Genomic DNA, 23,640 nt, shown 5'->3' with positions numbered 1-23,640 from the left:
TCAATTGCGTCACGAAGATGCGGACGCGCGTTTCCTGCGTCAGCCTTTCCCAGCAAGATCGGAAGGAATTCTGAATCCGGGTAACCATCTCCCTCAGCATCCTTCATAGCCCACACTTGCAGCCAGATGGCGATCATCATCTCGTTGCAAGCTCGGGCTTGTTGCAGTGCATCCGAACTTCCCTCCGAGAAAATGAAGCGCGCCGATATCCCCAGCCGGTGCCCCAAGGCCAGCAGGAACACTTCCTTGGACTCGGACTCCAGGACCGCAAGCACTCGATCTCGAATATTCATTGATCCATGTCCCAGAAATCCTCGTCCGTCATTGGGCGGCTGCTGCCATAGGGTTCGCGAGGCAAGGAATCGACATCGTATCCGCGATCCCGCAGGACCTTGATCCGAGTGTTTCCATTCGCGATCGTCCCGTCCGGCTTCACTCTCAGCGCCTCCTTCGCCCCTGGCCTCAAGGAAAAGAGGATATCTTCCGTGTCTTGCTTGCCCCAGAAGTCCAGCGAACTCTTATCGAGCGAGCTGTCAGGGTGCAACGACTTCAGAGGCGGATCGCAAGGGCCAGAATTGTGAACCAGGACCGGCGTGGCCCCCGCCAGCACATAGTACGTGTGGATGCCCTGGACGGTGAGGTCGTGGGTGCGCTGGCGCTTGGTGAAGGAGCGGACCTCGTCGACGGTGACAGTGGACCCGTCGGGAGCACGCAGGGACATACCGGGGGTGAGCTCGCCGGCGTCCAGCCACTTCTCTTCGCTCTCCACCCAGAAGGGGTGGGTGGTGGTGGAGACGAGGGAGGCGGGGCCGTCTTCGGTGGTGATAGTGATGTCGACGAAGTGCTTGTCGTCCTCGGTGACGATGGTGGCGACGATCTCGCGGGTGGTCGTCTCACCGGTTTCGGGATTGGTGACGACGACCTTGTCACCTATCTCGACGTCCTCGATGTTCTTGGTGGTGCCGTCAGCGAGGAGTACGTCGGTTCCCGGGAGGAAGCTGTGCTTTCTCACGCATGACGCTGCATCGGCTGCCTCATCGCTATGCCTGCCAAGCTTGATCAACTTAGCGGCCTTGGCGGGCGGCAAGAAAGTGACGGCACCGAAGGCGCAGTCCCAGCTAGCGATGTCCGCGCAGTCTTGTGGATCGAGTACGAAGAATTTGAAAGCTTCTTTCGCCTTCGTCCACAAGTGGTGTTCCCCCACTGGGGTTTCGAAAGGCACAGAATACCCGGTTCGGGCATTTTCGGTCACATAATTGACCGTCTTCTCCCCGCCCTCGGTATAGGTGTAGGTCCAGAGCCTGGTTCCGTCTGTCCGACTATCGAGTTGCGTCGTGACGGTGTGCTGGGTCCACGTTCCGTCGTCGTTCTGGCTGAACCATTCGTCGACCTCTGTGTCATCCGTGTCGCAGCCGACGAAGCCCTGACACATGCCTACCGGTATGAGACCAGTGGGGTCGGACCAGGTGAGGGGATTGTTGTTGGCGTAGGTGTAGCCGTGGATCTGCTGGGGGTCGGCGAGGTCCATGATCGGGTCGACGGAGATGAAGCGACCGATCGCGGGGTCGTACTCGCGGGCGCCGAGGTGGGTCAGGCCGGTGGCGGTGTCGGTGGTGCCGCCGACGAAGCCCTTGGTGCCGGGCCAGACCTCCGGTTGCTCGCCGCGCGGGCCGCCGAAGGGCAGGCTGCGGCGCTGGGTCATCGACAGGTCGCTCGCGTCGATGGCGAGGTGGCCGGTGCCGTGGTGGTCGGCGATGGTGAAGGAGACCGTGCCGTCGTCCTCGATGACGGCCTGGTGGCCGCCGGGGAGGTCGACGTAGCGGGTGGCCTTCGGCTTCGTGGTGCCCTTGGCGAGGGTGATCTCGGTGTGGCCGAGGTAGAGGGTGGTCTCGGTCGGGGTGCGGCCTATGAGTCGGTTGCCGTCGGCGTCGTAGAGGTACTCGGTGACCTGGTCGTCCTCGCCCTCGACGGGTTCGGTGACCTTGGCCAGGTGTCCCTCGGGGTCCCAGGTCAGCCGCTGGGTGTCGCCGCCGAGGGTGCGGGTGGTGGTGTTGCCGGACTCGTCATAGCCGTAGCTGTCGCGGGCCGTGCCGGTCGGTCCGGTGGTGGTCACCGAGGCCAGTGTGTGCGGCTGCGGGCTGCCGGGCGCGGGGTAGTCGTAGGCCCGCTCGATGTCCTTGGCGGTGTCGCCAGTGATGTCGTGCTGAGTTTCGGTCAGCCGGTTGCCGGTCTTGTCGTAGGAGTAGGAGTGCCAGTAGGGGGCCGGGCCGCCGAGTACGCCGGCGCTCGGGGTGCCCGCGCAGGTCTGGGTGGGCTGTGTCCACGCTTGGGTGAGGCGGCGCAGGTAGTCGTAGGTGAAGCACTGGTTGTCGGTGCCGGAGCGGGAGACGTCGGTGATGGACAGGACGTTGCCGGCCTCGTCGTAGCGGTAGGTGTTGTGCCGGTCGACGCCGTTGATGTTCTGCCGGTCCACACGCGAGGTGGCCAGGCGCTGGGTTCCCCACTCGTAGGTGTTGGTGATCTCGGTTCTCGGGCTGCTGCCGGAGGCACCGAGTGAGTACATCAGCGGTTTGCCTGTGAGGCTGTAGGTGACGTCGGCGTCGTAGTTGAGCCCGAACACCGAGGTCGTGCGCAGGGTGCGGTTGTCGTAGAGGTAGGTGGAGCCGCCCCCGGGCAGGGAGCCGGCGGCGGAGTAGCTGACGCCGCCGATCAGACCGGAGGGCTTGTATGAGGTGCCGGTCTGGTAGGTGCCCGCCAGTGGTCCTTCGGCGGAGGGGATTTCGACGGCGGTCCTGATCGGCCGGTAGTACCGGTCGTACATCGTCACCTTGGAGGTGTACGCGTTCCCGTCGTGGTAGCGGATGGCCTCGGCCAGGTGCCCCTTGGCGCCGCTGATGGTGTCGTAGACCCACTTGGTGCGCAGTGTGCCCGTGGCCGAGTCCTCGCGCAGTTCGGTCTGGCGGCCCAGGCCGTCGTAGACGTGGGCGAGGGCGGTGCCGCGGGCATCGGTGGTAGACGTGAGCTGGCCGCGGTCGTCGTAGCGGCTTGTCGTGGTGCCCTTGTCGGGGTCCTTGGCCGTGATCTGCCGGCCGAGCTGGTCGTAGGAGTACTCCCAGGTGTTGCCCTCGGGGTCGATGACCTTCGACAGCTCGCCCCGGGGGGTGTAGCGGTAGGCGGTGGTGTCGTAGGGGGCGTCGGCCGCGCGGTGGTGGTGCTGGCGCAGTTCGGTGGTCTGCCCGCGGGCGTCGGTGAGAGTGGTGGTGGCCGTCCCTCCGACGGGCGGGATGACGGTGGTGCGGTCGCCTCCGTACAGGGTCTTGGTGGTGTTCAGGACAGTGCCGCCGTCGCCGTTGCCTGCGATCTGCCGGACCTCGGTCTCCCGGCCGAGTCCGTCGTAGAGGTGGCGTGACTGGGTCTCCACCGACAGGGCGTTGTCCGGTGCGAAGAGGTTGATGCTCGGGTTGCCTTCGGCGTGGTACGGGGCGAAGGTCTTGGCGACCAGGCCTCGTTCGTCGTAGAAGGCGTCCGTGATGATCCGTCCGGCTTCGGGGCCGGGGGCCTGGGTCTGGCGTTCACGCAGGAAGCCGTCGTAGATCGTGTAGGTGATGTACTGGCCGCCGCTGTGGTTGGGAATCCTGTTTGCCACCGCGACCGGCTGGTTCTCGTTGACGTAGTAGACGAACTCGTGGTCGGGGACGGAGCCGGTGAGCTTGCCGGCCAGCCAGACCTTGCTGGAGCGGCCCAGTGCGTCGTAGGCGAAGGCTGTGCGGACGTTGTTGGCGTCGTAGACGGCGCTGGGCTGGCCGCGCAGCGGTTCCAGTTCCGTGGTCGTGGTCAGTGCCGAGGTGGTGTCCCCCTCGACCGCGGGCGGTCCGGTCTCGGTCAGCTTCGTCGGGATGCCGGTGGCCGGGCTGTACGCCTTGGTCGTGGTGCGGCCGTCGGTGCGCGGGGTGCGGACCGGTGCACCGTCGCCGGTGACGGTGAGGTTCGCGGTCAGGTCGGTGGTGGTCAGTTCACGACCGTAGGAGTCGAAGGTCGCGCCGGACTCCAGGTAGGTGGCCGTGGTGCCGTCGTGCTTCTTCAGCACCGCGCTCGCGGTGGCGTCGCCCTTGGTGGGGGCATCGCCGTAGCCACCGCCGTCGTAGGCGGTGCGGATGTCGGAGACGACATCCCTGGAGCGGTCGGGCGTGGTGGCGCAGTCCTTGGTGACGGTCTCCACCCGGGAGGGCAGGGTGAGGATGTTCTTCTCGGTGTTGGCGGCGTAGGTGGTGCGGGTGCACCGGTTGTCGGCGGCGGTGGAGTTGTCGGCCCGGTCGTCCACTTCGGTGACGCGTCCGGCGACGGTGTCGTACGTCTTCGACGAGGAGGTGACGCGCCACTGACTGCCGGCGCCGTTGTCCAGGGAGGTCCAGGTCCTGGTGTGGGAGGTACCGGTGAAGTTGGCGGTCACCGTGCCCCAGTCACGGACCTTCCTGGCGGTTTCGTGGCGCCAGGGCCGGCTGACCGTCTTGCCGAGGATCTTTCCGCCGGGTGCGGAATAGGTGACGGTCTTGTAGGCGAACCCGCTGGCCGCCTCGTGGTCGGTGATGGGGTCGCCCTCGCCCTCGCCGAGGGAGACGGTGACGGTCTTGGTGGTGTCCCCGGAGGTGTCCTTGCGGTCGCCGTGCATGCCGCGCAGGAAGTAGGTGTCCTGCTGCGTCTTCATGCTGCCGGTGTCCTGCCCGCCGGTCTGCACCCGCACGTGCCCGTAGCCGCGCCACTGGGACCAGGTCTTGTGCTTCTCCTTGGTCAGGCCGTCGTCATCGTCGTAGTGCCAGGCGGCTCCGCCCAGGTAGTTGTAGCGAGTGACCTGGTCCGGTGCCCCTCCGGTGCGGTCGGTGGCGGTGACGGCGGTGACGACGTACTTGTTGAACCAGTGCAGCTCCGGGTCTTCCTCCGCCGATCCGCCGATGTACTGCGGGAAGCAGCGGATGGTGTTGGTCTGCGGGGTCGGCAGGGAGGCGGAGTTGCAGACCGGAGCCGAGTAGTTGACGTCGATCTGGCCGCCGGACTCGTCGGCCACCGTCGACAGGCGCTCCTTGACGAACGGCGCGTACCCGTCTCCGGTCTCGTCCAGCCGGTTCTCCATCTGGGTGTAATCGAGCGTGGTCTTCGGCAGGGTCACCGTCGGGCTGGCCGTGTGCCCGGTGCGCTGGATGCTGTCCAGCAGGAGCTGGTAGTCGATGTCTGCCATGCCCCAGCGGTGGCCGAGTTTCCAGGAGTCGACCTTGCCGTAGGAGCCGTCGGACTTGAGGACGTGGGTGGAGACCTCGGTCAGCCGCTTGCGGGTCCAGAAGGTGGGCGACAGGCGCCGGTCGCAGTCCTCGCCGACCTCGCAGTTGAGGTCCCAGGGGGTGTCATACCAGTAGAACGCCTGGTCGTCGATGGTGTCCGCGGCGCAGGTCACCCCGGTCTTGGGCAGGCAGCGTTCCGAGCTGGTGAAGTCGACCTTGGCCAGCGGCTCGGCCGCGTACATGCTGGAGGACTTCAGCCCGTACTCGATGCGGTCCAGATGGCCGCCGCGGTCGTAGCGGGTGTCGTCCGACGCCTTCAGGTTGCGGCCGTAGGAGTTGGTCTCCTTGTCGTAGTAGTAGGCGATGGCGTTGCCGTGCCGGTCGACGACGTAGTCCAGGTTCCAGCGCCATGCCTGCCGGCACCAGGAGTCGGCGAAGGCGGAGGCGTGGCAGGGCTCGCCCGCATCGTCACCGAAGACGGGGACGTTCCAGGTGGAATCGGTGGTCTCCTTGCCCGACGCCCAGCCGGGGAGGCGGTTGTACCCGAAGTAGAAGCGGTTGCCCTGCGGGTCCGTCAGCCGCCAGTACTCGCCGTTGTCGTCGCCGTTGCCCCGGTTGGTGGAGGTCAGCCTCTTGATGAGGGTTCCGTCGTCCTGCCTGAACTTCCACTCGTCGTCTCCGGCCGGGACCAGCTCCCCGCCCTTGCCGTTGAACGAGATGAACGCGTTGTCGTAGCCCCAGCACAGGTCGCCGGGCTTGTTGCCGTCGGCGTTCTTCACCCCGTCGTCGGCGCAGGGCTTGTAGCGGCGCTCGATGTAACCGGGCCACAGCTCGAAGCCGTCACCCACCCAGGAGGACTGATTGTTGGTCGAGCCCGTACGGCCGTCGATCGTCGCCGAGGAGTAGGACAGGCCGACGTTCGGCTTCAGGCCGCCGGGCACCTCAGGCACCGGCATGCCGTAGGACCAGGTGAAGTCTCCGGTGTTGAGGTTGGTGTCCCAGGTGGCCGACGGGGAGAGCTGGGTGGCCTTGTAGTCGCCCTCCATGCCCTGGTCGTCGGCGACCGCGGCCAGCACGGTCGGCGCGTCCGAGCGGAGGGTGACGGTGTCGGCCGTCAGCTTCTGCCGTTCGGTGTCATTGGTGGTGGGGACCGCCCGGCGTGTCGAGCAGTCCTTCTTCTCCGGGGTGGTCAGTGCGCACTCGGGCAGCTCCACCAGAGCCAACCGGGAAGCGTAGCCGCCGCCGTAGGACTGCGCGAAGGCCGAGTAGTCGACCGTCACGCTTGTCTTTCCGGCTTTGCCCATGCCATCACCGCTGCGGGAAATGAGGCTGAACAGCAGGCCGTCGATGCCCGCCTCGGCCGCGCGCTTGCGCCCCAGGACGCGTGTTTCGACGTCCCCGTCGGCTGCGGCCTCGGCGGCTCTGGCCCGGGCCCCGGGATGTCCGGTCTCTGTTCCGGGGACGCCGAGCGCGATCGGCAGTCCCTTCGCCTTTCGCGGAGCGGGAGCGGCGGGGCCGCTCGCCGTGGCCTTGGGGAGGGTCACCACGTCCGTGCCGGCCTTCGGCCAGGCCGCCTTTGGGGCTTCCTTGGGCGTCTTCGGCCCTCTGTACATCTTCCGGGGCTTGACCTTGATGCCGTCCTTGCCGGCCACGGTCTTCTCGGCCGTCGGCAGGCCGGAGCGGCCTCGCCTGTCGTCGGCCGCGACCGTGGGCGCGGCCACCGCCTGCAGCAACGTCCCCACCATCACGGCCGACACCGCCAACGCCGTGTGGTGCCGCATCTTCATCACGAATCTGTTCGGTCTGCCGCTCATCCCTGTCCCCATCCCTCACCGCAAGCGCCGCTTCCGGGCAGAGGATTGCCCGTACACACGAAGGCGCGGAAAAACACGTACGTCATGCCGGAAAGCCGCTGTGGGTGCGCCTCGAGTCGAACCTCGTTACATCCGCACCTGGTCAGTCCGTATCAGGCACCTCGGTCGGTGTCCCGTAGATCTGCTCAGCCAGGTAGGACACCTGAGCGGCGCTCAGCGCCCCTTGGAAGATCCATACATCGTCCACCAGTCCGGGCCAGTGCTCACGCCCCACACCGGCGTCGTTCGTCCTGCCCACTTGGAAGGCTCCAGTGGCCTTGAACGACAGCACGTTTTCCGCCCACGGAATCCGGTCGGTGCAGGACGCGTCGTCCGCGCTGCCGTCATCGTCCCCGTCCACACAGGCGACCTCCTCAAGCATGCCGTTGACGTACAACCGTGCTTCCTTGGAGAAGCCGTCGTAGACGAGGGCCAGGTGGTTCCACGATCCTGCGTCGTAGAAGGATGCTTCGTTCTCCATTGATGTCACCGGCGAACCGGCGCTGTCCGCCTCGGAGACGGTGATCTGCCAGCGTCCCGGGTGCTCAGGGTCGTCATCTGGCAGGTAGCGCACGGCGAAGGCGCTTCGGTGAGAGCCCTCCGTGCTGAGCAGGGTCACCGGGGCCTCGGGGATTGCGGCGGCCTTGGCCCAGGCCGTCGCGGTGAAGCTGGCGCTGGTGTCCACCGGTACCACGCCGGTGGCGGCATAGTCGTTCACGCCGTCCAGTTCCAGGGAGCCGAAGTCGATCCATGACTCCATGCCGCCGGCCGCGCCGCCGTGGAGGGTCATGGGGCGGCCCTCCGGGGAGGAGTCCGGGGTGGTGACCGGGGAGGTCCCGTCGGTGGACTCGAAGTTCCAGCGGCCCTTGACCAGCGGGCGCTGCTTGAACAGCTGCTGGATCTCGGCCGAGGAGGCGGGGCGGTCGAAGAGGCGGACGTCGTCGATGGCGCCGGGGAAGAAGTTGCCCATGACGCCGCTGTAGGAGCCGGCGCCGAGGTACATGGACTGGTTGGCGTAGAAGGCGCCTTCCAGTGTGGTGGATCCGGCCTTGGTGCCGTTGACGTACAGGGTCAGGGTGTCGGCGACGGTGTCGTGGACGCCGGCCAGGTGGGTCCACTGCCCGGCGTGGGCGGTGGTTCCTTCCGGCTGCATGGCGCGGATGAGGCCGGAGCCCGCGCTGTCGGCGGCGTACTGGTTGAACGCCCACCGGTCGTTGGCGGCCGAGTAGTACAGCTCGAAGCCGGGGCGGGCCTGGCCCGCCTGGGCGGCGATGATCGCCGCTCTGCCGGGCTTGCTGTCCAGTTTGGCCCAGGCGGAGATGGTGAAGCTGCGTGCGGTGTTCACGTGCGGGCCGCTGGTCTGCCCGATCCTGGCGTAGGCGTCGGTGCCGTTGAAGTGGGCGGCCTTGCCCGCCACGCCGGGCTCGCCGGGGGTGACACCGCCGTGGAAGCGGGCGGGCAGCACATCGCCGTGCCCGGTGATCTGGGTGGCGTCCGCCTCTTCATCGAGGGGGAAGACCGCCACAGCGGGACGTCCGGGGTCGCCGACCTGCTGGTGGGCGCCGAGCTTGCCGACCTCGTTGGCGGTGAGCGGCTTGTCGAAGAGCTGGAGGTCGTCGACGGCGCCGGGGAAGAAGCTGCCCATGGTGCCGTTGTAGGAACCGGCGCCGATGGTCAGGCCGCGGCGGGCGTTCCACGGGGTGGCGTACGGGGTCTGGCCGACCAGGGTGCCGTCGACGAACAGTTCCAGCATGTCCCGGGCAGAGTCGTAGGAGCCCACCAGGTGGGTCCAGGTGCCGGTGCTCACCCCGCCGGGAGTGTCGGCCATCGCGCGGACGATGCCCGCGCCGACCTGGTCGGCGGCGTACTGGTTGAACACCCACCGGTCATAGGCCTGGGAGTAGTACAGCTCGAAGCCGGGGCTGTGGTTGCCCGGCTGGGCGGCGATGATCGCCGCTCTGCCGGGCATCGCGGAGAGCTTGACCCAGGCGGAGACGGCGAATCCGCGGCTGGTGTCGACCACCGGGATGTCAGTGGCCGCGTAGTCGTCGGTGCCGTCGAACTCCACGGCGGTGCCCTTCTTGCCCGCCGCCCCCGGGGTGGCGCCGCCGTGCAGGGTCGCGTTGCGGGCCGGGGTGGAGCCTTCGGCCCGGGCGGCGCCGACCTCCTCGTCCATCTGCCAGGTGGCCCGCTCGGGCTGCCCGGCCCTGACCCGGAACTGGTAGGTGCGGATTTCCGACCCGTTACCGGCCGCGTCGAAAGCCTGAGCGGTGATGAAGTTCAGCCCCGGCTTCGCCGGCAGCATCTTGAACTCCTTCGCCCCTCCACCGGAAGTGCTGATCTGGTTCGCTGCCACCGGATCACCATTGATGCCGTACCGGTAGCGGGTCACATCCGTCGAGGACGAGTCCACCGTGAAGGTGCCGTACTGGCCCACCCCGTCGTACCAGGGGTCGTCCGGGTTCTCCGGGTCCGAGGCCGGATACTCACCCGAGGAGACCGCCGGGGCCTTGGGCACGCTGGTGTCGTAGACGAAGTAGCAGCCGGTCGGGTCGCCCGCGTAGGACCACGGCGAGTAGTTCCCGTACCCGGTCGAGTCCGTGTCCCGCACCCGCGCGTACCAGTGGATCTGCTTGTTGGCGGGCACTGAGGTCGGCAGTTTGATGGAGAAGCTGGAGCCGGACTTCTTGTAGCCGGTCAGCGGCGGCTTCCACCGTGCGATCAGACCCTTGCCGTCCCCGGCGTCCCACTTGGCCTGGAACTGCACCGCGATGTTGTCGCCGTCGGGGTCGGTGACGTTGCTGGCGTAGATCGTGCCCAGGCTGCGCACCCGCGCCGCGTCCGCCGGCCGCTTGCAGGTGCCGCCGTACTCCATCGTCAACTGCGACATCTTCAGCTGATACGGGGGACGGTTGTACTTCACTCGCAGGAACGCCTTGTCCGAGAACCGCTTCCATCCGTAGCGGTCGGTCTCGCTGGAGGCCTGCAACCCGAACGTCATCGTCGACCAATTGCCGTTCGCGGCCTGCTGGACCGCCGACTTCACGTTGAACTCGGCATCCTTGGCCGCGCAACCGTCGTGGCCGTGAGCGAAGGACTCCGTCTTGAGGTGGTCGATCCAGAAGTCGGAGTTGTTCTGGGTGTTCCAGGTCGTGGAGGAGGAGATGCCCTTGGTGCGCCACAGCTGCACTCCGCGTGCCGAGCACGACGCCGAGTGGACGTTGCGGACGACGAACTCCGCCGACAGGATCGACTTGCCCGCGAACCTGGAGACCGGTATCCGGTAGAACAGCCGCTTGGTGTCATACGGCTTGCAGTAGTCCCAGCCGCAGTAGCCCATGCCGGCGTCCGGCTCACCGTTGAACTTCCACTGCGGCGAGGAGGCCCAGTACTTCGACGCCATCGTCCACGCCGAGGCGCGCGGCGAGTACCACTGCGGGTCGATGAACACCGGGTAGACCGTGTCCGCTCCGCGCAGCACCTCCTGGTCAGGGGTGAAGACCAGCTCGCTCCCGTCCTCGGGGACCTCCACGTCCAGCGGTGCCAGCTTGCCCGACTCGCCCGCGCCGGGCTCACCGCCGGCCTCCCCGGTTCCGGCGGCCGTCTCCTGGGCCGGGGCCTTCTGCGCCGCCGCCTCGCCGGTCCCACCGGTGCTGGAGTCCCACATCAGCGGGGTCGGCGCCTCGAAGACCACGCCCTTGGCGCCGTCGTCGATCGCCTCCAGTCCGCCCTGGGCGGTCTCGCGGACGTCCATCCCGTCGGCCGCCAGGCTCAGGCGCAGCTCGGCCAGCTCGGGACTGGCCGCCGCCTCCGCCGACTTGACCACCAGCAGCTGGGTGAAGCCGTCCTCCTGGGCCCCCATGCGCAGGTCCACCCCGGGCAGGACCTCCGGATAGGTGGCCGTGTCACCGTCCAGCCGCGGTTCGGGCAGCTCCCCCGGCCAGGTCAGGGCCAGCTCGCGTCCGGCCTTCTCCATCCGCACCAGCGGGGCGTCGCCACCGCCGGAGAACTCCAGCCCCACCGTGGTCGCCTTCGGCGCCACCGTCCCGTCGGGGGTCGCGGCCAGACCGGTGTCGATCGGCTGCCACTCCCCCTTCACCCGGGTACGGATCGGACGCAGATACTCGCGCGCCTCCAACTGCCCGTCCGGGGTGGCATGGACGTCGCTGCTCTCACCGCGCAGCGACAGGACCTCCACACTCTCATCGGAACGTTTCGCCTCTGCCAGCGCCTCATCCTCGGAGAACGCCGACGGCTGCTTCGAGTCCCCATCCTCGGTGAGCACGCGCTGCGGCCGGGGCCGAGCCGACGCCTCCTCGGCGAGGCCGGGTGTCAGCCCCGCGACCAGCACGGCCCCCAGTGCGATGGCCACCGGGCCACCGAAGCCGCGCGTGCGGGCACGACGAAACATCCCCCGACCCCCCAGAGAAGACATGAAGATCACGTAAAGGTCCGGAGGAGACCGTAAACGCTTCACCACGGACCAGCCAGCCCCACCAAGCGGACATCTAGCTCTCAATGAGACAACGAACACGCAGAGTTACGTGACGTGCGTCACGTGCGCGTGTTGACCGTGGTGGGTCTCAGACGCGCTGCGCCTGCAAGTGCAACCCTCGCGGCTTGAGGGATGAAAAGTCCGCCGTGCCCCTGAGTATCGGTGTTCCCCTCCACGAGGTGTCGCGGTGGATGGGGCACGCCTCCATCAGGGTCACGGCGGACCGCTACGGCCACCTCACCGCCGACGGCAGCGAACGCTGCCGGCAGGTGCTCGGGGCCGTCTTCGACGGCGCCGGGTCAGCGGATGCCGAGCGCGCGTAGCGCGCGGTGCTGGGCCGGAGAGGGCTTCGCCGGGAAGAGGATGTAGCAGATGCCTCCCGTACCGCTTCTGACCCGGCCGTTGGCGTCGTAGCGCTTGGTGCGCAGCCAGATGTTCTCGAACTGCCGGCGCTTGTAGACGTGACGGACGGCCTCGTTGCTGTCGCTGGCCGGGTCGTTGGCGATGACGTCGCCGTCCTTCGTGAAGCCGATGACGGTCATCAGGTGGCCCGCGGTGCCGTAGCCCGCGCCGTCGAGTTCGGACTCCATGAAGGACTGGGAGGTGATCAGGGGGATGCCGGCGCGGATCAGGCTCTCGGCGTCCGCGAGGGAGTCCAGGCGGGTCACGATGCCCTGCATGTCGCGGTACGTGGCCGCATAAGCGGTGTTGAACGGCCAGTTGCCGCAGCCGGAGTACTGGTAGTCGTAGGTGAAGCGGGCGGCGTGGCAGACCTGGGGGTCGGCGTACTCGGGGTTGACCCAGGACAGGTCCTCGGCGGTGGGCTTGCGGCCCCAGTACTCGATGATCATCTGCGATGAGGTGGGGCTGCACCACGCCTCGCCGCCGTTGTCGTACTCCGGGTACTGGCCGATGTGGGTGTTCTGCGAGTAGCGCGGGACGTCCAGTTCGATGCCCGCGGCCACGCCCGGCGCGGAGGCGGGGACCTCGAAGCGGTCGGGGACGTCGGAGCCCATGGCGCCCAGGCGCCAGACCACGGGGGTGGCGTCGGTGCCGGGGGCGCGGTGGAGGGTGGCGCGCAGCCGGTAGGAGGCCAGGCGCAGGCCGGTGGAGGTGTCGTCGACGGCGAAGGTGTCGGTCCAGACGCTGGATTTGCCGTCGCCCTGGTCGTCCACGGAGGTGCGGCGGATGTCCTCGTCGCCGGCGGCCCAGACGCCCAGGGTGTACCAGGGGGTGTCGGTGCCGTCGGTGTACGTGCCCCGCATCTCGATCCGGATCCAGGTGCCGGCGGGGGTGTGGGCGTTCCAGGAGGCGACGAGTTCGCTCGCGGGCACCGGCAGGCGGTGGACGGGCGAGGTCCAGACCGCGTACTCCCAGGCGGCGGTGCGCCGGGTGTGCGGGTCGGTGTAGTCGGTGGTGCCCGCGGGGGCGGCGATGGCGATGCCGGGGCGGTGGCCGGCCGCCACGCGGGTGCCCTGCCCGGTGCCGGAGCGCCAGTCGGCGGCGGAGGTCCAGGCGCGGTAGTCCACCGTGGAGCCGGTCCGTGCGCCGGTCCGTGCGCCGCCCGGGCCCGTCCCGGGTGTGGACGGGGAGGCCGGGAGCGGGGAGGCGGCGGCCGGGGAGAGCGCGGTCTGGGAGGCGACGGCGGCCGCTGCGGCGGTGGCGACGGCGGCGGCGAGTACGGTGCGGCGGGTGGCCGGTCTGCTGTCGGTCATGGCGGTGGGTACCCCGGTCCTTCCGTGAGTCGGTGCGCGTGCGGTGCCGCGCATGGGTGCTGCGCCGATACGGCGGCGATGGCGCCGCGGACGGACCGCGGAGTGTCCACATCTTGCCGCCGCCGGATCTTCGGGGCCAGTGCTGCGGGCCCTCGTACACCCGAAAACATTGGTGTCGACCAGTGGCGTTACCCGGTCGGCCGTACGCTGGAGCGGTGATCTCCCGTGCCCGTTCCGGTCTGGCCGGCCTCGTCCGGCGGCTGCGCGCCCTGCCTCCGTCGTGCGGTCCGGTGCGGCTGGTGGCGGTCGACGGGCACGCCGGGTCCGGCAAGAGCACGCTGGCCGGGCGCCTGGCGGCTCGGCTGGGCGGGGCGCCGGTGCTCCATCTGGACGACCTGGCCAGCCACGACGCCCTGTTCGAGTGGACGGACCGCTTTCTGGAGCAGGTGGCCGCCCCCCTCTCACGCGGGGAGCCGGCCCGGTACGGGGTGTACGACTGGGAGCACCGGGTGTTCGGCGGGGAGCGTACGCTGCCTCCCGCGCCGGTGGTGCTGGTGGAGGGGGTCGGCGCGGGGCGCCGTGCCCTGCGCCCCCATCTGGCCTGTGTCGTATGGCTGGAGGTGCCGCGCGAGGATGCCTGGGCCCGGGGGCGGCACAGGGACGGGCCGGAACTCGCGGGCTTCTGGGACGGCTGGGAGCGCGCGGAGGAGCGGCACTTCGCCGCCGACCCCACCCTCCCCCACGCCGACCTCCTGGTACGGGGGTGCGCACAGGGGTACCTGGTGCTTCCGGGGCCGCGAGGGGGCGGGGGGAAGTCCGTCGCGGATCACGGTGGGTGACGCCGGGTCAGCGGTACGCGCCCTCACCGTACCGGGCCGTACGTTCCGTCCCGCACCGGCTTGACCGGCCCCGGCTCCTGGTTCTACGTTCTCCCTGAACGGCCTGACAGGCCGTTCCCACGCGAAGCCCCCGGTTGTTCCCCCGTGATCGGGGGCTTCGTCCTGCCCGGGTTCCGCCCGGACGGCTCCGGCGCTTTCTCACCTCCCGTCACCGTCCGCCACCGGGCGGGAGCCGCCGGCCCGCCGGGCCTCCCCCGCGCCCCTCCGGCCTGCCCATACGCCGTCTACGACGGGAACCGCGGCGCGGGTACCATGCCAAAGGCCGCGGACGGCCGGGGTCCTGCCCTGTTGCCTGCGGCAACTCCCTTCCGCAGCATGGCCGTTGAGCGACGTTGAGAACCATCGCCGCCGCCGGGTGACCGCCCGGCGCATACCTTCGGGGGACGTTTCGTGGGGGACGTGAGGGACTACGGCACGCAGGACGTCCACGGTCCGCAGGCCCCCGCCGATCTCGCCTGGCTGCGCGGCGTCGACGCGTACACCGTGGGCTCCTACACCCACGCAGAGGAGGAGTTCCGCGCCGCCGTGCGCATCGATCCCGGCATGGCCGACGCCTGGCTGGGGCTGCACGCCCTGCGCGTGGACGCCACCACCGCGCTGCTGCGGATGCACGAGCACCGCCACCGGTTCGGCGAGCAGCGCGCCCGGCACGGCCGCGCCCTCAACTCCTGGTACTGGCTGGGCTGGTGGGTGCAGCCGGTGCTGGAGACCGAGCGCGACCTGCTGCTGGCGCACGCCTCGCACTGGCTGGACGGCCGCCACGTGGCCGACCTGGACCGCGCCCTGGCCGAGTGCCCGCCGGTGGAGGCCGACCCCCAGGTGCGGTTCCTGCACGCCTGCCGCGCCTATCTCGCCAAGGACTGGGAGCTGCTGGTCCGGCACACCGAGCCGCTGGTGGGCGATCCGCTGCTGGGCGTCGAGGCCGGCCTGTTCGCGGGCATGGCCCGGGTGCGGCTGGAGATGTACGGGCAGGCCGAGCCGCTGCTGGCCGCCGCCCTGATGCGCTGCCGCAGCGAGCAGCCGCAGCGCAAGGAGCTGCGCTACTGGCTGGCCCGGGCCCGGGAGGGCACCGGGCGCAGCGCGGCGGCGCTGCCGCTGTACCGGGCGGTGTACCGGGTGGATCCGGCGTTCATGGACACCGCCGCCCGGCTCACCGCCATCGCCGAAGGCGACGGGCTGGACGACGCGCCGGGGATGGCGGCCACGGCCGTGACGCTCGCGGACGGCGCCGACGGAGCGGGCGGCCCCCCGTTCGATGCTCCACCGGGTGACCTGCCGGCCGGTGTGGACTGGTCCGCCGACGGCGCGGACCTCGCCGATCCGGCCGCCGGGGGCCTGCGCTCCGCCGGCTCGGTCGGTGGCACGGGCGGCGGTGTGAGCGGGCCCGTGCCGGTGGAGGCCGACGGGGTGCGGGAGCGGTCCTCCGGCCGCCGGGGCACGGCCGGGCGCTTCCCGGCGGGACCGGCCGACCCGGTGCTGCTGGCCCACGCGATGGAGGAGCTGGAGCGCATGGTCGGGCTGGAGCCGGTCAAGCGCCAGGTGCGGGCGCTGTCGGCGCAGCTGCACATGGCGCGGCTCCGCGCCGAGCAGGGGCTGCCCGTCCAGCCGCCCAAGCGGCACTTCGTCTTCTCCGGCCCCTCGGGGACGGGGAAGACGACGGTGGCGCGGATCCTGGGGCGGGTGTTCTACGCGCTGGGCCTGCTGGGCGGCGACCACCTGGTGGAGGCGCAGCGCTCCGATCTGGTGGGCGAGTACCTGGGCCAGACGGCGGTCAAGGCGAACGAGCTGATCGACTCGGCGCTGGGCGGGGTGCTCTTCGTGGACGAGGCGTACAGCCTGTCCAACACCGGCTACGGCAAGGGCGACGCGTACGGCGACGAGGCGCTCCAGGTGCTGCTCAAGCGCGCCGAGGACAACCGGGACCGGCTGGTGGTGATCCTGGCGGGCTATCCGGAGGGCATGGACCGTCTGCTGGCCGCCAATCCGGGTCTGGGCTCGCGCTTCACCACCCGGGTGGACTTCCCCAGCTACCGCCCGCCGGAGCTGACGGCCATCGGCGAGGTGCTGGCGGCCGAGAACGGCGACGTGTGGGACGAGGAGGCGCTGGAGGAGCTGCGCAGCATCAGCGGCCATGTGGTGGACCAGGGCTGGATCGACGAGCTGGGCAACGGCCGCTTCCTGCGCACCCTGTACGAGAAGTCCTGCGCCTACCGTGATCTGCGGCTGTCGGACTACCCGGGCACGCCCTCCCGGGAGGAGCTGGCGACGCTGCGGCTGCCGGACCTGATGCAGGCCTACGGCGAGGTGCTGTCCGGCCGCGGCCCCGAGGGGCCGCGGCGCGAGCCTCCCTCGTTCACCTGATCCCCGCCCGCGGGGCGCCGGGCGCCCCGCGGGCGGGCAGGGTGGGCGCGGCTCGGGCCGCGCGGGATGTACGGCGGTTCGGTGCCGGACCGGCGCGCAAGGACCGGGGTCAGCGGGAGGACGGCCCCGTGCCGTGGCGCTCGGCCAGCGCGCGCAGCGCCCTCGCGTCCCGGATGGCCTGCTGTCTCGCGATGCCCGGCTGGATGCCCATGGCCGGCAGGGTGGTGCCGTCGGCGAGGTCGAGGAGCACCCAGGGGTCGCCGGGGCGGAGGTTCACCTTGACGATCTCCGCCCATTCCAGGTGACGGACGGTGGTGAGGTTGACGACCGTGACGCCGCTCTCCTCGGCGACCACCTTCGGACGGCTGAGCAGGAGGAGGACGCCGAGGAACAGCAGGCCGGTGAGGACGAAGGAGGCCCGCTCCCCCGCGCCGATCCCCTCCAGCATCATCGCGACCGCGGTGAGGGTGGCCAGGATCGCGACACCGACCGACAGCAGGACGATCCGGGTGCGGGCGGGCCGGAAGGTCACCGGCAGTTCGGGGCCGGGGCCGGGCTCTGCGCCGGGCTCGGGGGCGGGGGCGGGCACGTGCGTCGCTCTCCGGTGGGTCGGTGCTTCGGTGGATGCCGGCGGCCTCAGAGGCGGCAGGCGTGGATGCCGGTGGTGAGGATCGCCCGGGCGCCCAGGTCGTACAGGTCGTCCATGATCCGCTGGGCGTCGCGGGCGGGCACCATGGAGCGCACCGCGACCCAGCCCTCGTGGTGCAGCGGCGAGATGGTGGGCGACTCCAGGCCGGGGGTGAGGGCCACGGCCTGCTCGACCTTCTCGGCGCGGATGTCGTAGTCCATCATCACGTAGCGCCGGGCCACCAGGACGCCCTGCATGCGGCGGAGGAACTGCCGCACCTTGGGGTCGTCGGCGGGTGCTCCGGTACGCCGGATGACGACGGCCTCGGACTCCAGGATGGGCTCGCCGATGATCTCCAGCCCGGCGTTGCGCAGCGTGGTGCCGGTCTCGACGACGTCGGCGATGACCTCGGCGACACCGAGCTGGATGGCCGTCTCCACCGCGCCGTCGAGGCGGACGACGGAGGCGTCCACCCCGTTGTCGGCCAGGTGCTTGGCGACCAGGCCGGGGAAGGAGGTGGCGATGGTCATGCCGCCGAAGTCGCCGACGCCGCCCGCCGTGCCGGGGCGGGTGGCGTACCGGAAGGTGGAGGCGGCGAAGCCGAGCTGGAGGATCTCCTCGGCGGCGGCCCCGGAGTCCAGCAGCAGGTCGCGGCCGGTGATGCCGATGTCGAGCTTGCCGGAGCCCACGTAGACGGCGATGTCGCGGGGGCGGAGGAAGAAGAACTCGACCTCGTTGTCGCTGTCCACCAGGACCAGCTCGCGGCGGTCCTTGCGCTGCTTGTAGCCGGCCTCATGGAGCATCGCCGACGCAGGCTCGGACAGTGAACCCTTGTTGGGGACGGCGATGCGCAGCATGGGGTGGTCTTCCTTCGCTTCTTCGGGCCGGTGCGGGCGGCTCGGAGTGGGTGGTGCGGGGTGGGATGTGCGGGCGGAACGGTGCGGTCGGCGGTGGCCTCGGCGGGACGCGTCCGCGAGGTCCGGGACGGCGCTTCCTACAGGTGAGCGTATACGTCGTCGAGGCCGATGCCCCGGGCGACCATCATCACCTGAAGGTGGTAGAGCAGTTGTGAGATCTCCTCGGCGGTGCGCTCCGCTCCCTCGTGCTCCGCGGCCATCCACACCTCGGCGGCCTCCTCGACGACCTTCTTGCCGATGGTGTGGACGCCCGCGGCCACCAGCTCGGCGGTACGGGAGGTGGCGGGGTCGCCGGTGGCGGCCTTCTGCTGGAGCTCGCCGAAGAGCTCCTCGAATGTCTTGTTCGCCATGGTGCCCCCTACCCTACGCCGGTCGCGGGCCCGCTCGCCCCCGGGGCTCACCGCCGGGATCGGCCGGGGATCGGCCGGGGATCACCGCCAGGGTTCGGCGACGGTGCGCAGGACGGCGGCCGTGGCGACGGCGGCGGTGACCGCCTCGTGTCCCTTGTCCTCGCTGGAGCCCTCCAGTCCGGCACGGTCCAGGGCCTGCTCCTCGGTGTCGCAGGTCAGCACGCCGAAGCCGACGGGCACGCCGGTTTCCACGGAGACCTGGGTGAGGCCGGCGGTGACACCCTGGCAGACGTAGTCGAAGTGCGGGGTGCCGCCGCGGATGACGACGCCGAGCGCGACGACCGCGTCGTAGCCGCGGGCGGCCAGCACCTTGGCGGCGACCGGCAGTTCGAAGCTGCCGGGGACGCGCAGCACGGTGGGTTCGTGGATGCCCAGCTCGCCCAGGGCGCGCAGCGCGCCGTCGAGCAGGCCGCCCATCACCTTCTCGTGCCATTGCGCGGCGATCACGGCCACGCGCAGGTCGCCGCAGTTCTTGACGGTCAGTTCGGGGGCGCCCTTGCCGCTCACGTTGCTCCTCGTCGGTGGGTCGTTCGGTGGATGGGTGCGGGGACGGGGACGTCCGGCGGGGCCGGCGTCACCGGGCCGGTGTCACTGGCCGCTGCAGACGGGGACCGTTTCCCCCTCCAGCCAGGGCAGGTCGTGCCCCATGCGGTCCCGCTTGGTGCGCAGGTAGCGCAGGTTGTGCTCGCCCGCCTGGACGGGCATCGGCTCGCGGCCGGTGACGCGCAGACCGTACCGGGCGAGGGCGCCGGTCTTGTCGGGGTTGTTGGTCATCAGGCGCAGGGAGCGCACACCGAGGTCGGTGAGCATCTGCGCGGCGGCGGCGTAGTCGCGGGCGTCGGCGGGCAGGCCGAGCTCCAGATTGGCGTCGAGGGTGTCGCGGCCCGCCTCCTGGAGCTGGTAGGCACGCAGCTTGGACAGCAGGCCGATGCCCCGGCCCTCGTGCCCGCGCAGGTAGACCACCACGCCGCGGCCCTCGGCGGCCACGCGGCGCAGGGAGTCCTCCAGTTGGGGACCGCAGTCGCAGCGCAGCGAGCCGAACACGTCGCCGGTCAGGCACTCGGAGTGCACCCGCACCAGGACGTCCTCGACGTCCTCGACGTCCCCGGCGACCAGGGCGATGTGCTCCACGCCGTCGGCGGTGGAGCGGTAGCCGTGGGCGCGGAAGTCGCCGTGGGCGGTGGGCAGGGAGGTGACGGCCTCACGGCGGACGGTGGGCAGGGAGGGGGCGGCGGAGAGGGTCGCGGAGGCGACGGGGGCGGCGGGCACGGGACCGGCGGGGCCGGCCTGCTCACGGGAGCGGCGGTAGGCGATCAGCGCCTCGATGGAGACGATCGCCAGGCCGTGCTTGCGGGCGAAGGGCACCAGCTCGGGCAGGCGCAGCATGGTGCCGTCCTCGCCCGCGATCTCCACGATGGCGGCGGCGGGACGCAGTCCGGCCAGGCGTGCGAGGTCGACCCCCGCCTCGGTGTGGCCGGGCCGCTCCAGTACGCCGCCGGGGCGCGCGCGCAGGGGGAAGACATGGCCGGGGCGCACGAGGTCGCCGGCCTCGCAGGCCGGGTCGGCCAGCAGCCGGATGGTGGTGGCGCGGTCGGCGGCGGAGATGCCGGTGGTCACGCCGTGGGCGGCGGAGGCGTCCACGGAGACGGTGAAGGCGGTGCCCATCGACTCGGTGTTGTCGCCGACCATCTGCGGCAGTTCCAGCCGCTCCAGCTCACCGGCCTCCATCGGTGTGCAGATCAGGCCGCGGCACTCGCTCATCATGAAGGCGACGATCTCGGGCGTGATCGATTCGGCCGCGACGACGAGGTCGCCCTCGTTCTCGCGGTCCTCGTCGTCCACGACCACCACCGGGCGTCCGGCGGCGATGTCGGCGATCGCGCGCTCGACCGGGTCCAGCGCCAGGGCGTCGCCGAACGCACCGCCGAACGCGTCGGCCGCCACGGGGCCGGCGGAGGCCACGGGGTCCGCGGGACGCGGGTTCCGGGTGTGCAGCACGGTCATGCCGGGGTTCCTTCCAGAGCGGGGTCGTTCGCCGCCTTCGCGCGGGAGCGCAGCCACCAGTCGCGCAGGCCCCACAGGACGAGGACGAAGTAGATGACGTAGACCAGGCCGGAGAAGGCGAGGCCGCTGCCGAAGGCGAGCGGGACGCCGACCAGGTCCACCAGCAGCCAGGCGAACCAGAACTCCACCCATCCGCGGGCCTGGGCGACCATCGCCGCCAGGGTGCCGACGAAGATGTAGGCGTCGGCCCACGGGCTCCAGGAAAGCTGCGGGTAGAGCGTGAACAGCCCGCCGACCGCGGCGGTGCCGGCGACCGTTCCGGCCAGCAGCAGGCCGCGTTCGCGCCAGGTGGCGAACCGTACGGTGATCCTGCCGTCGGCCCTGTCGCCCGCCCTGTCGCCCGCCCTGTCGCCGGAGGGCCGCCCGGCCGCCGCGCTCCCGCCGTCCTCCGCCGCCGCGGAGGCGCCGCGCTGCCACTGGCGCCAGCCCCACACGGCGACGCCGATGACCAGCAGCTGCTTGCCGACGCCGCCCGAGAGCTGGGCGGAGGCGTAGGCGGCGACCAGGATGAGCCCGGCCAGGAACTGCGCGGGCCAGGTCCAGATGGAGCGGCGCCAGCCGAGGGCGAGAGCGGTCAGGCCCATGACGTTGCCGACCATGTCGGACCACTTCACGCCCTGGCCGAACGCCTCGAAGGCGGTGCCGTTGAGGGTCCCGTCGAGCCACTCCAGCGCGCTCATCGGACGACCCCGGCGGTCCCGGCGGTCTCGACGGCCCCGGCCGACCCGGTCGACCCGGTCGCGGCCCGGTGGCCGAGCAGCCGCTCGACGTACTTGGCCAGGACGTCGACCTCCAGGTTGACCGGGTCCCCGACGCCCTTCACACCCAGTGTGGTCAGCGCGAGGGTGGTGGGGATGAGGCTGACGGTGAAGTCCGTCTCGCCCGCCTCGACGACGGTGAGGCTGACGCCGTCCACGGTGATCGAGCCCTTCTCCACGATGTAGCGGGTGAGCCCGCCCGGGGCGGCGATCCTGACGATCTCCCAGTTCTCGCCGGGGACGCGCTCGGTGATGGTGCCGGTGCCGTCCACATGGCCCTGGACGATGTGGCCGCCGAGCCGTCCGCCCAGCGCCATGGGGCGCTCCAGGTTGACGCGGTCGCCGGCGGTCAGGGCGCCGAGGCAGGAGCGATTGAGCGTCTCGGCCATGACGTCGGCGGTGAACTCGCCGTCCGCGGTGTCCACGACGGTCAGGCAGACGCCGTTGACCGCGATCGAGTCGCCGTGCTTCGCCCCCTCGGTGACCAGCGGGCCGCGCAGCCGGAAGCGGGAGCTCTCCCTCAGCTTCTCGACGGCGGCGACCTCGCCCAGCTCTTCGACGATTCCGGTGAACACTCAGGACTCCTTGGGCTCGTGGACGGCGGGGGCGGGAACGGGCGCGGCGGGTACGGCGGGTACGGACGCGGCGGGTACGGCGTCGATGCGCAGATCGGGCCCGATCCTCCCGATCGCGGTCACCGTCAGTCGCAACGCATCGGCGATGGTGGCGATTCCGGCATCGGCGAGGGCGGCGGGCCCGGCGCCCAGGAGGGCCGGGGCGAGGTAGGCGGTGACCCGGTCCACCGCACGGGCGGCGACGAAGGCCCCGGCCAGGGTGGCGCCGCCCTCCAGCAGCACGGACCGCACGCCGCGGCCGTGGAGGGCGGTGAGCAGCGCGGCCACGTCCAGGCCCCGGCCGTACCCGCCGCCGTGCCCGCCGGCACGCGGCAGCCGCAGCACCTCGGCGTGCCCGTCGAGGTGGGCGGTGGCGGCGTCCGGCAGGTCGTCGGCGACGGCGACCAGGGTGGGGGCTGCGCCGTCCAGGACACGGGCGCCGGGATGGACGGCGCGGGCCTCGGTGTCGGCGACGACGCGCAGCGGCTGGACGGCGCCGGGGACGCCGCGCACCGCGAGGTGGGGGTCGTCGGCGCGGGCGGTGCCGGAGCCGACGAGCACGGCGTCGGCCTCGGCGCGCAGCCGGTGGACGTCCGCGCGGGCCTCGCCGGAGGTGATCCAGCGGCTGGTGCCGTCGGCGGCGGCGGTACGGCCGTCGAGGGTGGCGGCGTACTTCCAGCGCACGTACGGGCGGCCCAGGCGCACCGAGGTCAGCCAGGGGGCGTTGACCTCGGCGGCCTCCTCGGCCAGGAGGCCGCCCTCGACGTCGATCCCGGCGGCGGCCAGGGTGTCCGCGCCGCCGCGGGCGGCGGGGGTGGGGTCGGCGACGGCGTAGACCACCCGGGTGACGCCGGCGTCGATCAGGGCCCGGCTGCACGGGCCGGTGCGGCCGGTGTGGTCGCAGGGTTCCAGGGTGACGACGGCGGTGCCGCCGCGGGCCGCCTCGCCGGCCTCCGCGAGGGCGTGGACCTCCGCGTGGGGGCCGCCGGCGCGCCGGTGCCAGCCCTCGCCGGCGATCCGCCCGGCGGCGTCGAGGACGACGCAGCCGACGACGGGGTTGGGGCTGGTGGAGCCGAGGCCGCGGGCGGAGAGGGCGACGGCGCGGCGCATGGCGTCGCGTTCGCGCTCCCGCGCGGTGGGCGCTGCGGCTTCGGTGGCCACCGGGTCCTCCTGCCTCTTCGGGCACGGACTCCGGGGCGGTACGGGAAAACGAGCGGTCTCGCGGGGTGGGCGGTACGCCGGGCGGCGGGCCGGACTCCGGGGCCCGGTGGGCGCCCGAGGATCCGCCTGCGGCGGCGTACCGGCCGTCTCGCGGCCCGCCGCGCACTGCCTCCCATCCGGACTTTAACCGTCGGTCCAGGAATTTCACCTGGTCAACCGGCCGCTGGCAGCGGTCGGGTCGCGGACTGTAACCGCCGGTTCGGACTTTCACCGACCCCGGAGTGCGCTTGACGTTGGTACGCGACCAGTGTGCCACGTCCGGATCGGGCGGCGCTGGGGAAGGGCTGTGGACTGACTCACAGGGACCGTCTCCCGGAAGGGCCGCGGGCGGAGCGCCGGGCGGGGGCCGGGCGGAGGCCGGGCGGTGGACACGGAGACGAGCCGGGACGAGAGGTGCCGCCACCACCGGCGAACGGGGCGGGCGTCCGGCGG

The 23,640-nt window shown here is 71.0% G+C and carries 14 protein-coding genes and 1 riboswitch; of the genes, 3 read left to right on the top strand and 11 right to left on the bottom strand.

The features are described from left to right. Positions 1 to 289: 289 nt before the first annotated feature. Both QPK52_RS23195 and QPK52_RS23190 read right to left on the bottom strand, forming a co-directional pair. Positions 290 to 7,087 carry an RHS repeat-associated core domain-containing protein gene (locus QPK52_RS23195; protein ID WP_410539400.1) on the bottom strand — a complete coding sequence of 2,266 codons (6,798 nt, stop codon included), beginning with the start codon at positions 7,085 to 7,087 and terminating at the stop codon, positions 290 to 292. A 142-nt stretch (positions 7,088 to 7,229) separates the two neighbouring features. Then, entirely contained in the window at positions 7,230 to 11,537 is a 4,308-nt protein-coding gene (locus QPK52_RS23190) for a LamG-like jellyroll fold domain-containing protein (RefSeq protein WP_410539398.1), read from the bottom strand. 275 nt (positions 11,538 to 11,812) lie between these two features. Here QPK52_RS23190 and QPK52_RS23185 point away from each other — a divergent pair, with 275 nt between their 5' ends. Further along, a complete protein-coding gene (locus QPK52_RS23185; RefSeq protein ID WP_410539397.1) occupies positions 11,813 to 11,944 on the top strand; it encodes a hypothetical protein in 132 nt (43 codons plus the stop codon). Here QPK52_RS23185 and QPK52_RS23180 read toward each other — a convergent pair. Further along, entirely contained in the window at positions 11,921 to 13,336 is a 1,416-nt protein-coding gene (locus tag QPK52_RS23180; RefSeq protein ID WP_410539396.1) for a peptidase C39 family protein, read from the bottom strand. The genes QPK52_RS23185 and QPK52_RS23180 overlap by 24 nt on opposite strands. Before the next feature lie 215 nt (positions 13,337 to 13,551). Here QPK52_RS23180 and QPK52_RS23175 point away from each other — a divergent pair, with 215 nt between their 5' ends. Next, a complete protein-coding gene (locus QPK52_RS23175; protein WP_410539395.1) occupies positions 13,552 to 14,175 on the top strand; it encodes a uridine kinase in 624 nt (207 codons plus the stop codon). 450 nt (positions 14,176 to 14,625) lie between these two features. Continuing rightward, on the top strand, positions 14,626 to 16,596 hold the full coding sequence (locus tag QPK52_RS23170; protein ID WP_410539394.1) for an AAA family ATPase: 1,971 nt from the start codon (positions 14,626 to 14,628) through the stop codon (positions 16,594 to 16,596). A gap of 109 nt (positions 16,597 to 16,705) precedes the next feature. Here the strand turns inward: QPK52_RS23170 and QPK52_RS23165 are convergent, their stop codons facing one another. The 8 genes from QPK52_RS23165 to ribD all read right to left on the bottom strand — a co-directional run bounded on the left by QPK52_RS23165 (position 16,706) and on the right by ribD (position 23,097). Next, positions 16,706 to 17,185: a PH domain-containing protein gene (locus QPK52_RS23165; RefSeq protein ID WP_410539393.1), complete on the bottom strand. Its 480-nt coding sequence runs from the start codon at positions 17,183 to 17,185 to the stop codon at positions 16,706 to 16,708. Positions 17,186 to 17,232: 47 nt separating this feature from the next. Next, entirely contained in the window at positions 17,233 to 18,081 is an 849-nt protein-coding gene (gene hisG, locus QPK52_RS23160) for an ATP phosphoribosyltransferase (RefSeq protein ID WP_410539392.1), read from the bottom strand. Positions 18,082 to 18,218: 137 nt separating this feature from the next. Further along, entirely contained in the window at positions 18,219 to 18,491 is a 273-nt protein-coding gene (locus tag QPK52_RS23155) for a phosphoribosyl-ATP diphosphatase (RefSeq protein ID WP_093656614.1), read from the bottom strand. An 81-nt stretch (positions 18,492 to 18,572) separates the two neighbouring features. After that, positions 18,573 to 19,058 carry a 6,7-dimethyl-8-ribityllumazine synthase gene (gene ribH, locus QPK52_RS23150; protein ID WP_093656616.1) on the bottom strand — a complete coding sequence of 162 codons (486 nt, stop codon included), beginning with the start codon at positions 19,056 to 19,058 and terminating at the stop codon, positions 18,573 to 18,575. Between the two features lie 81 nt (positions 19,059 to 19,139). Further along, positions 19,140 to 20,555 carry a GTP cyclohydrolase II gene (gene ribA, locus QPK52_RS23145; protein ID WP_410539391.1) on the bottom strand — a complete coding sequence of 472 codons (1,416 nt, stop codon included), beginning with the start codon at positions 20,553 to 20,555 and terminating at the stop codon, positions 19,140 to 19,142. Beyond that, positions 20,552 to 21,295, bottom strand: coding sequence for a nicotinamide riboside transporter PnuC (locus QPK52_RS23140; RefSeq protein ID WP_410539390.1), 744 nt, complete (start codon positions 21,293 to 21,295; stop codon positions 20,552 to 20,554). Before QPK52_RS23140 ends, ribA begins: the two co-directional genes overlap by 4 nt. Further along, complete coding sequence (locus QPK52_RS23135) at positions 21,292 to 21,948, bottom strand: riboflavin synthase (protein WP_410539389.1); 657 nt, start codon at positions 21,946 to 21,948, stop codon at positions 21,292 to 21,294. The genes QPK52_RS23140 and QPK52_RS23135 overlap by 4 nt, the downstream gene beginning before the upstream one ends. Next, on the bottom strand, positions 21,949 to 23,097 hold the full coding sequence (gene ribD / locus QPK52_RS23130; protein ID WP_410540445.1) for a bifunctional diaminohydroxyphosphoribosylaminopyrimidine deaminase/5-amino-6-(5-phosphoribosylamino)uracil reductase RibD: 1,149 nt from the start codon (positions 23,095 to 23,097) through the stop codon (positions 21,949 to 21,951). It lies immediately after the preceding gene. A gap of 209 nt (positions 23,098 to 23,306) precedes the next feature. After that, positions 23,307 to 23,437, bottom strand: a riboswitch (FMN riboswitch). Between the last annotated feature and the right edge of the window lie 203 nt (positions 23,438 to 23,640).

The sequence above is a fragment of the Streptomyces sp. KL2 genome (assembly GCF_046529545.1).
GTDB lineage: Bacteria > Actinomycetota > Actinomycetes > Streptomycetales > Streptomycetaceae > Streptomyces > Streptomyces radiopugnans.
Note: the sequence above shows the minus strand (reverse complement) of the source record. Positions and strands in the feature narration are given on the sequence as shown.

Bases quoted from the DNA above. Each gene is read 5' to 3' on its own strand.
- QPK52_RS23195 (WP_410539400.1), bottom strand. From the start codon at position 7,087: ATGAGCGGCAGACCGAACAGATTCGTGATGAAGATGCGGCACCACACG.
- QPK52_RS23155 (WP_093656614.1), bottom strand. From the start codon at position 18,491: ATGGCGAACAAGACATTCGAGGAGCTCTTCGGCGAGCTCCAGCAGAAG.
- QPK52_RS23190 (WP_410539398.1), bottom strand. From the start codon at position 11,537: ATGTTTCGTCGTGCCCGCACGCGCGGCTTCGGTGGCCCGGTGGCCATC.
- QPK52_RS23185 (WP_410539397.1), top strand. From the start codon at position 11,813: ATGGGGCACGCCTCCATCAGGGTCACGGCGGACCGCTACGGCCACCTC.
- QPK52_RS23140 (WP_410539390.1), bottom strand. From the start codon at position 21,295: ATGAGCGCGCTGGAGTGGCTCGACGGGACCCTCAACGGCACCGCCTTC.
- ribA (WP_410539391.1), bottom strand. From the start codon at position 20,555: ATGACCGTGCTGCACACCCGGAACCCGCGTCCCGCGGACCCCGTGGCC.
- hisG (WP_410539392.1), bottom strand. From the start codon at position 18,081: ATGCTGCGCATCGCCGTCCCCAACAAGGGTTCACTGTCCGAGCCTGCG.
- QPK52_RS23180 (WP_410539396.1), bottom strand. From the start codon at position 13,336: ATGACCGACAGCAGACCGGCCACCCGCCGCACCGTACTCGCCGCCGCC.
- ribD (WP_410540445.1), bottom strand. From the start codon at position 23,097: ATGCGCCGCGCCGTCGCCCTCTCCGCCCGCGGCCTCGGCTCCACCAGC.